This is a genomic window from Mesorhizobium sp. M7A.F.Ca.CA.004.06.1.1, from assembly GCF_003999135.1.
Lineage (GTDB): Bacteria > Pseudomonadota > Alphaproteobacteria > Rhizobiales > Rhizobiaceae > Mesorhizobium.
The window spans coordinates 1-8,611 of record NZ_RZPQ01000192.1 but is presented as its reverse complement, the minus strand read 5'-3'; the positions used below and the strand labels follow the sequence as shown (position 1 = coordinate 8,611).

The following is an 8,611-nucleotide window of genomic DNA, read 5'->3' as shown; positions in this document are numbered from 1 at the left end:
TTGCTTGGCCGTCTGCGCGCGCCGCCGCCGCGCAACCGACCCAGCAATCTCGAGGCTTACGATCTCTGCGTGCGGGCGCGCAAGCTGATCGACGACTCGCCGCAGATGGCGCAGGAAGCGCATCTGATGCTGACGCGCGCGGTGTCGCTCGATCCTGATTACGCCGAGCCCTATCGCTGGCTTGCCATGAACCACTGGATGGGACGGGTGCATTGGGGCGGACCAACCGAAGCTGCCCGCAGCGTTGCCTTGGAGCTGGCGCGCAAGGCCGTGGCGATCGATCCCAACGATGCCGGCTGTCGCTGGATCCTGGCCTACCTGCTTGCCTATGAGCGCAGCTTCACTGAAGCGGATGCGGAATTCGCCAAGGCGATCGAGCTCGACCCGAACGAGGCCGACACCTGGGCGGCATTGTCCGACATCGCCGTCCTGGCCGGCCGGGTCGAAGAGGGCCTCGAGCACATCGGCAAGGCGTTCCGGCTGAACCCGTTTCCAGCGAGCTGGTACTATCTGACGCTCGGCCAGGCGCAATATGCGGCGCGCGACTACCAAGCCGCTATCGAGACGTTGCGCCGTGACGAGACCTATCGCACAAGCTCACGCCGTTTCCTGGCCGCCAGCCTGGCGCAACTCGGCCGGCTCGACGAGGCGCGCGCTGAGGCTGAACTGTTCCTCGTCGGCAACCCGCATTTCACAACCCATCACTGGGCGACGACCGAGCCATTCCGCGACGCCGCTACGCTCGAGCATTTCGTCGATGGTTTTCGCAAGGCCGGTCTTCCGGAGTGACGCGCCGGCATCCGGCTGCCCGCAGCAGAGGCGACGTGGTGCGCTAACCCGGGTCTAGACGTCGGTATGATCTCGGTGGCGCGACACCTTCTCGCGGTTGCCGCAGGTGCGCATGCTGCACCAGCGCCGCTTGCCGCCTCGCGACGTATCGAGGAAAAGCCAGCCACAGCGAGGGCAGGAATGCAGCCTGTCGCGCGGCAGGGTGAAGAACGCGTCGATGGACAGCATGGCCAGCAAGGCGGTGACGGCGTCCGGGTCCCGCCACCGGGCAAGGGCAAGCTTCGGTCTGGTGCCATCCAGTTCGATAGAGCCGGCGGCAAGCGAGCTTGCCGTGCGCGAGAACAACACGCCAAGCGGTTCGGCCGCAGACGGTTTACCCGCGGCGATTGGCTCGAAAACCTGAAATGACGCCTCCCGCATTTCGCGGACCCCTTCCACGAACCGCCCATCCGCTATCTCGGCAACGGCCTGCGCCTGGCGATCGTCGGCAAGCCCTGAGGCGCTGAACCAGTTCGCAACATCCTGGACGGATTTGAAGAGTTCATTGTCTGCTGCCGGCGCCCGCCGGTCGAACACGGCATTCGACAGGTCCAAAGCGGGATGCCCGCCGATGAAGTGATCCGGCACCCATTCGGTGTATGCATCGCCCATGGAACATAACCTCATCAACCGCATTATACGGTTACATGATGTAACCACTATCACAGGGATATGTGGTGTCAAACCCATAGCACCGCCAGGTCGGCGCGGACCACTGGGAGAGAGAGGATGTGCAGCAATCGTTACAAGACCCGCCACGAGACCATCAATGTCGACGGCCTCGACATCTTCTACCGACACGCCGGCGACCCGGGCAGACCGGCAATCCTGCTGCTGCACGGATATCCGACTTCGTCGCACGTCTATCGCAATGTCATCGAACCGCTGGCGGACACAGCCTATGTGGTGGCGCCGGACCTGCCCGGTTTCGGCTTTTCGTCCGCCCCTTCCATCGATGCCTATGACTACACGTTCGAGAACCTGGCCAACACGATCGAAGCCTTCGTCGAGGCCCTCGGCATCCAGCGATTCTTCCTCTACATCACTGACTTCGGCACGCCTGTCGGCTACCATCTCGCCACACGGCAGCCGGATCGCATCCTCGGCCTGATCGCGCAGGACAGCAATGCTCATGACGAGGGGCTGGGACCGGAATGGGACGCGCCGAAGGCATTCTTCGCCGAACCGACTGAAGAAAACCGCGCCAAACTGCCGGACTGGATGAATTTCGAGGGGACCCGAAACCAATATATCGGCGGTCTCCCCGAGCGTCTGAAGGTGTTGTTTCCGCCCGAGGGTTGGTATCTCGATACGGAGCGCCTGGCGAGGCCCGGCAACACCGACATTCAGTTCGAACTCTTCACCGATTATGGCTCGCACATCGCCCGCTTCCCGGCCATCCAGGCCTATCTCCGCGACCACCAGCCAGCATGCCTCGTGCTGTGGGGACGGCACGACGCCTTCTTCGCGCTGGACGAGATCATGGCCTACAGCCGCGACCTCGACGCAGTCGAAATCCATGTCTTTGAGAGCGGACACATGCTTCTCGAAACGCATCATCGCCAATGCGCGGCTCTCATCGCTCACTTCATCCACGAGGTGGAGACTGGGGTCTTTCGCGAACCTGCAGGGCGCTGAACGTCGACGCTCAAACCGCCATTTCGATGGGCTCGGCAAGCCTTGGATTGGCCCGCGCGGCGATCAGGCAGCCGGCGACGATCAGGCATGCTCCGGCCAAGGTGGTCCAGGTCGCCTCCTCGCCGAAGAAGAACCAGCCGAGCGCGACCGCCCAGATGAAGGCCGAGTATTCCGTCGGGATCAGATATTGCGCTTCGGCGCGGGCGTAGGACCAGCTCATCAGGAATTGCCCGGCGAGCGACAGCACCGTCACCCCGGCCAAAGGAAGCCAAAGATTGCTCGGCAGGGCGACGGCGAGCCAGGGTGCTGCGAGGCCGAGCAGGATGGCAACGCAAAGGTTCTGGAACAGCATGATCTCGATCGGCTTGGCCAACTGCGCCTGTTGCCGGGCTAGGATCAGATTGTAGCCGTAGAACACCGTCGACACGAGCACCGCCGCCGTGCCGAGCATGGCATCTTGCGAATAGTCTGCCTGCCCGAACTGGCCGGCCATGATAATCGCGACGCCGGCGATGCCGGCCAGCGATGCCCAGACAGCCTCTCGCCGGATCCGTTCGCCGAGCAGCAACGCGGCGAGAAACAGGGCAAACAAAGGCGCCACGAAGCTGAGCCCGATCGCCTCCGCAAGCGGCAGCCTGGCCAAGCCCCAGAAGAAGGATATCAGGACGACGCCGACAACCGCGGCACGCAACGCATGCAGCCTCAGCACCGGAACGGTTGGCTTTAGGCGCGGTCCCGCCAGCCAGGCCGCGCCCGCGACCACGGTCGCGACCATGCTGCGCCACAGCAAAGTGTTGTAGACGCCGACCGCGATGACCAGGATCTTCATCGCCGCATCCATCCCGGACAGCAGGAAGATCGCAAGCGCGCATACGAGCACCGGGATCATCGGGGAAACGGCGCCGGTCAGGCTGGATGTCTTCACGGTTTCACTCATGTAACGGAATGCAGCCGGATATATCAGGGCAAAGGGCGCGACCAGATGGCAGTCCCGTCGATGTAGCAGTCCAACCCCGATTGGCGTCGTGTTCGCGGCTATCGCGACATCCGGATATCAGCATCATACCGACGAGTTGGACGAGGCGGACCGCCTCGCCGACTGCATCATCCGGTCACGGCAGGCGACGCACGCACACATGGCATAGATCGAATTGACGGGGCGGGTTGCCGACGCGGCTGGCCCGTCGCATGTTGTCGATTGTTTACAGAGGATCGAAAAAATGCGCCGCATAGCCTCAGGCGACCTTTATCAGACCTACGATCTTGGTGACTTGCGCATCACCTCCTTGCGCGATGGCTATGTCGACATGCCGATCGGACGGCTTCGGCAACGCGGCGACAAGCCATTTGGCGATGAATTGCCGCAACAAGTCGCGTTGATTGCTGGTCAACTCAGGCTTTCCGTCAATGCCTTCGCGATTGACGATGGAAATGGGATCATCTTGATCGATACCGGCGCCTCGAACGCCTGGCATCCCACCATGGGCCGACTTCCCGAGGCGCTGGACGAAGCCGGCATCGATGCCGGACGAGTCCGTACCATCTGCTTCACCCACACGCATCTCGACCACATCCATGGTCTTGTGCTTGCCGACGGCCGCGACGCTTTCCCGCGCCTGGCGCGCTTGCTCGTTCCCGGGGAAGAACTCGGCTTTTTTCGCGCCGAAGCGCGGCTCGAACGATTTCACGGCATGGCGGAACCCTTCGAAGCCGGAGACCGTATCGGGACACATGTCGACATTGTCGACGCTCGTGGCCATGAAGCGGGACATAGCTGCTTTCGCGTTTCGAGCGGCGGCGAACGCGTTCTGATTTGGGGCGACACCGTTCACGTCCCATCGCTTCAGTTCGATCGACCTGAGGTGACGTGGGAATTCGACGCCGATCAGGACCAGGCGCGCGAAAGCCGGTTGCGGTTGCTGGCGCTTGCAGCCGACGAACATTGTTTCGTTGCCGGCGCGCATCTGGATTCGCCCGGCATCGGCCGCGTCGTCCGATCCGGCGCCAGCTTTCAATTCGAGCCGCTATAATTGAAAAAGGGCGACGCAAGCGCCGCCCCGGATCCTTGGGAGGATAACTCGAATTGGCGGTCAGGCCGCCTTGACTTCCTCGGCAACGGCGTCGGCCTGACGCGCTGCCTTGAGCACCTTGGCCCACCACGCAACATCGTTGACCAGCGCGGTGGCGGCCTGGTTCAGATGCTCGAGGTCTTCCAGCTTCTTCTCGCCCTGGCGGACGGCGAGGAAATCGCCCCAGGCGATATGGACGGCCGACTTGACCGGCGCCATCTGCAATTCGACGGCATACAGTCTAAGCTGTTCGACGGCACGCGAGCCGCCGACGCTGCCATAACCGACGAAGCCGGCCGACTTCTTGTTCCATTCATTGGCGGCGTAGTCGATGGCGTTCTTCAGCACGGCCGTCGGGCCATGATTGTATTCGGCGGCGGTGAAGATGAAGCCGTCGAATTCGGCGACCTTCTTCTGCCAGCGCTGTGCCACTTCGTTCTGCGACGGCGCCCAGGCGGAGGATGCGACCTCGTCGAAGAACGGCAGCGGGAAGTCGCGCAGATCGACGACCTCGACATCGATGTCGGCATGCGACTTGGCGATCTTGGCGATCCACTGGGTTGGCACATCGGCGAAACGAGCGGCGCGCGTCGATCCGACGACGATGGCAATTTTGGGTTTGGACATAAGGGCTCTCCTTGCACGAAGTACTGGTATCATTTGGATACCTGCGCTATATGAGATACTGGAAACGCGATGCACAAGAAGGCACTTTTTTGTTACCGAGGCACCCACATCGCTCCGAAGACTGCCGCGCCATCTCGGAAATCCTGCAGCGCGTCGGCGACAAATGGACCGTTCTGGTCGTCGGCAAGCTGGGCGACGGACCGCTGCGTTTCAACGAATTGCGCGCTGCCGTCGGCGGCATCTCGCAGAAAATGCTGACCACCACCTTGCGCGGGCTGGAGCGTGACGGCTTCGTCACCCGCACCGTGTTTCCAACCATTCCACCGCGCGTCGATTATGAGCTGACCGAGCTCGGCCACGAGCTGCTGATCCCCGTCAGCGCACTGAGCGAATGGGCGCGTGCGAACACCATGCGCGTCAAGGCGGCGCGCGAAAAATTCGACGACGCCCGCGTCTGAAATCCTTGCGCTGCAAGGGATTCAGACGCGCACGCAACATCCGGCTTGCCCGATCGGAAATTCTATCTCGGCTGCGCGGATCGTTGCCCGAATGCACGCGCCGTTTTGGCTGGCGGATTGCCGCTCATGCCGTCCCCTGACGGCTGCCGCTCAGGCTCCTGATGCGCGGACATCGCATCGCGCGGCGCCACAGCTATCACACCGTGCGCCCTGCTTGCCGGGAGCCTGTTCCCCATGCGTGCAGGCACTGCGCGAGATGTCTTCCTTCACCTCCGCATAAGCGGTCACGCCGAGCAGGCAGGTCGTCGCGACCAGGGCTGCCACGAGCCAACCGTTCAGCAGATGTTGACGCATTGTCTCTCCTCCAACGTCCGCAGCATCGGGCGCGAAGGCAACCATTGGATGCCGCGAAGCGGGTTTCCCACACGGCCCCTGTTACAAACGGACCCATGCCCGGCTCGCTCTACCTGATCAGGGCTCCGAACCCAGTTTTACAAAAGACCTGACGACAGCCAGTTCGGCGCTGCCGGCGGCTGTTGTGCCGTGGCTTTTATGCCGGTGGCTTTTCACGATAGGAATTTTTTCTTGACTCGGTGCCCTCAGCTAAGGTACATTTCCGTCCATGGTGCTGATTTGCGCCAGAGACCCGCCGCACAGGCGGGTTTTTCGTCTGATGCTCCGTCAGCCAACGCGCCGGCGAGGGCTCCGGACCAACCCACCCGTTAACCCCGAGTTCGTAGCCCTGTCTACCTGATCCCAGCTATGTCGGCGGCAAGCGATCCATGGCAGACTGGTTACGATCGCCTGGGTGTTTTCTGCCCCGGCTGCTATCGGTGAAAGCCGCCATTCGCGTCGAGGTTCATGTCGTACAAGGAACATCCCGTCATCGACCTGCCATCGGAAGCACTGCTGCCGAGCCCGCTGCTTGTCGTCGAGGACGAGCCGATGATGCAGGTGCGGTTGCGCTCGATCCTGAGGGGCCTTGGCTATGCTCAGGAGGAGCTGTTTTTCGCCGGGTCGATCGCGCAGGCCAAGACCCTGCTCGTCGACCAGCCCTTTGCCATGACGCTGGTCGATGTCGGCCTGCCCGACGGCAACGGCATCGACCTCATCGGCTCCCTGCACGAGCACGACGCGGCGCTGCCGATCCTCGTCATCTCGGCCTGGAGCAACGAAAACACCATCCTCGAAGCCCTGCGCGCCGGGGCGACCGGCTATCTCTTGAAGGAGCGCGACGACGTCGAGCTGTCGCTTTCGATCCGCAGCACCATCCGCGGCGGCGCGCCGATCGATCCCTTCATCGCCCGGCGCATCCTGGAACTGGTGTCGGCGCCGGCACCGTCCGGGCGCGCCCGTCCTTCCACCGACAGGCCGGGGCGCGGCAAGCCCGCGCTTGCAGCGCCGCCTCTCCTGACGCCGCGCGAGGTCGAGATCCTGAACCTCGTTGCCAAGGGGCTTACCAATCGAGAGATTTCGGGAGTCCTTTCCCTCTCCAGGTTCACGGTCGAATGCCACATTCGCAACATCTACAAGAAGCTGTCGGTCAAATCCCGGACGGAAGCGATCTTCGAGGCGCGGTCGCAAGGCTTCTTGCCCTGATATTCCTGCTCCTCGTGCCGGGCGGCATCGCCTTTGCCGCCGGCGGGGCCGTGCCGTTCAAGACGATCGAGGCCGTGCGATCCGGCTGGGACGCCGCCACGCCGCCGGCCACCGGCTGGACCAGCGTGACCTTGCCCGACGACTGGACGACGCGCTGGCCCGGTTTCGACGGCGTGGTCTGGTACCGCCTCACCTTCGACAGGGCCGACGCAACCGAACCGCTGGGCCTCGCGCTGAACTACTGGACACTGGCCGGATCGATCTCCGTCAACGGCGCGGAACTCGGACGCGACGAATTCCTCGTCGAGCCGTTGACGCGCTCATGGAACGTGCCCCGCTACTGGCAGCTCTCAGCCCCGGTCCTGCATGCCGGCACCAACACGCTGCTGATCAGGGTCTCGGGCCTGGCGCCATACCAGCCGGGTCTTGGTCCGGTGCTGATCGGCCCGCCTTCGGCGACGCGTGCCCATTTTGTCCAGCAATTCTGGATTCGCCGCGAGCTGCCGGTCTTCTATCTCGGCGTCACCGCGGCGCTTGGCACCTTCTTCTTCGTCGTCTGGCTGCTGCGCCGAAGCCTGAAGGCCTATGGCTGGTTCGCCCTGATGACGATTGCGTGGTGTTGCTATTCGCTCAATTTCGTGGTCACGAGCCCCTGGCCGTTCGGGACGACCGACACATGGCAGCGTTTTATCATGCTCTCCTTCATGGTCATGGCCGCCGCCTTCGTGCTGTTTGTCATCCGCTTCGCCGAGCGCCGCTTTCCCCGGGGGGAAGCCGTGCTGTGGGCCGCGCTGGCGATCGGCGCCGCCGCCCTGTTTGCCACGCCGCATTCCCAACTCGCCCCGATGCTCAACCTCCTGGCCTTGTCCTGGTCGCTGCTTTACATCGGCGCCTGTTTCCTGGCGATCGGCCTGACCTGGCGAAGCGCTCGCCTGGACCACATCGTCCTTCATATCGTCAACGCGCTCACCATCGTGGCCATCCTGCATGACCTGATGACCTATTTCGGCATCCTTCTTGGCAATGTCTACTACGTCACGCTGACATCCCACTTGCAGATGGTCGGCATGGCGCTGGTGCTGGCCTGGAACTTCGTCGCCAACATGCGCCGCATCGAAGGGTTCAACGATGAACTCACGGCCAAGATCGAAACCGCCAGGGAGGAACTCGCCCTCACGCTGCATCAGCAGCATGAGGTCATTCTGGCCAACACCAGGCTGGCCGAACGCGTATCCCTTTCCCACAATCTGCACGACGGCATGGGCGGCACCCTGGTCAATTCGATCGCCATGCTGGAGCATGCGCCGCAGAACCTGCCGGCCGATCGCTTCCTGTCCGTGCTGAAGGAACTGCGCGACGAGTTGCGGGTGATCATCGACACCGCTGCCGACG

9 protein-coding genes and 1 pseudogene are annotated in these 8,611 nt (G+C 63.0%); 6 read left to right on the top strand and 4 right to left on the bottom strand.

What is annotated here, in order from left to right:
* Nucleotides 1-789: pseudogene (locus EN906_RS14030) on the top strand (adenylate cyclase); the annotation flags it as partial.
* A gap of 54 nt (nucleotides 790-843) precedes the next feature.
* On the opposite strand, the gene EN906_RS14025 reads toward EN906_RS14030, so the two are convergent.
* Nucleotides 844-1,440 (bottom strand): CGNR zinc finger domain-containing protein, encoded by a 597-nt coding sequence (locus tag EN906_RS14025; RefSeq protein WP_127272169.1) that lies wholly within the window; start codon nucleotides 1,438-1,440, stop codon nucleotides 844-846.
* A 117-nt stretch (nucleotides 1,441-1,557) separates the two neighbouring features.
* Between EN906_RS14025 and EN906_RS14020 the strand changes: the two genes are divergently transcribed.
* Entirely contained in the window at nucleotides 1,558-2,466 is a 909-nt protein-coding gene (locus tag EN906_RS14020; RefSeq protein WP_127272166.1) for an alpha/beta hydrolase, read from the top strand.
* A gap of 10 nt (nucleotides 2,467-2,476) precedes the next feature.
* Here the strand turns inward: EN906_RS14020 and EN906_RS14015 are convergent, their stop codons facing one another.
* Nucleotides 2,477-3,403: a DMT family transporter gene (locus EN906_RS14015; protein ID WP_127271654.1), complete on the bottom strand. Its 927-nt coding sequence runs from the start codon at nucleotides 3,401-3,403 to the stop codon at nucleotides 2,477-2,479.
* A 283-nt stretch (nucleotides 3,404-3,686) separates the two neighbouring features.
* Here EN906_RS14015 and EN906_RS14005 point away from each other — a divergent pair, with 283 nt between their 5' ends.
* Entirely contained in the window at nucleotides 3,687-4,496 is an 810-nt protein-coding gene (locus EN906_RS14005) for an MBL fold metallo-hydrolase (protein WP_127272164.1), read from the top strand.
* Nucleotides 4,497-4,556: 60 nt separating this feature from the next.
* On the opposite strand, the gene EN906_RS14000 is transcribed toward EN906_RS14005, so the two are convergent.
* A complete protein-coding gene (locus EN906_RS14000) occupies nucleotides 4,557-5,162 on the bottom strand; it encodes an NADPH-dependent FMN reductase (RefSeq protein WP_127271924.1) in 606 nt (201 codons plus the stop codon).
* Between the two features lie 89 nt (nucleotides 5,163-5,251).
* On the opposite strand from EN906_RS14000, the gene EN906_RS13995 reads away from it, so the two are divergent.
* Nucleotides 5,252-5,620 (top strand): helix-turn-helix domain-containing protein, encoded by a 369-nt coding sequence (locus tag EN906_RS13995; protein ID WP_164748987.1) that lies wholly within the window; start codon nucleotides 5,252-5,254, stop codon nucleotides 5,618-5,620.
* 150 nt (nucleotides 5,621-5,770) lie between these two features.
* On the opposite strand, the gene EN906_RS13990 is transcribed toward EN906_RS13995, so the two are convergent.
* Nucleotides 5,771-5,974 (bottom strand): hypothetical protein, encoded by a 204-nt coding sequence (locus tag EN906_RS13990; protein ID WP_127271958.1) that lies wholly within the window; start codon nucleotides 5,972-5,974, stop codon nucleotides 5,771-5,773.
* Between the two features lie 507 nt (nucleotides 5,975-6,481).
* Between EN906_RS13990 and EN906_RS13985 the strand changes: the two genes are divergently transcribed.
* Nucleotides 6,482-7,219, top strand: a complete 738-nt coding sequence (locus EN906_RS13985; protein WP_127272777.1) for a response regulator transcription factor — start codon at nucleotides 6,482-6,484, stop codon at nucleotides 7,217-7,219.
* Nucleotides 7,220-7,233: 14 nt separating this feature from the next.
* A partial coding sequence (locus EN906_RS13980) for a 7TM diverse intracellular signaling domain-containing protein (RefSeq protein ID WP_164777169.1) occupies nucleotides 7,234-8,611 on the top strand: 1,378 nt, incomplete at its 3' end.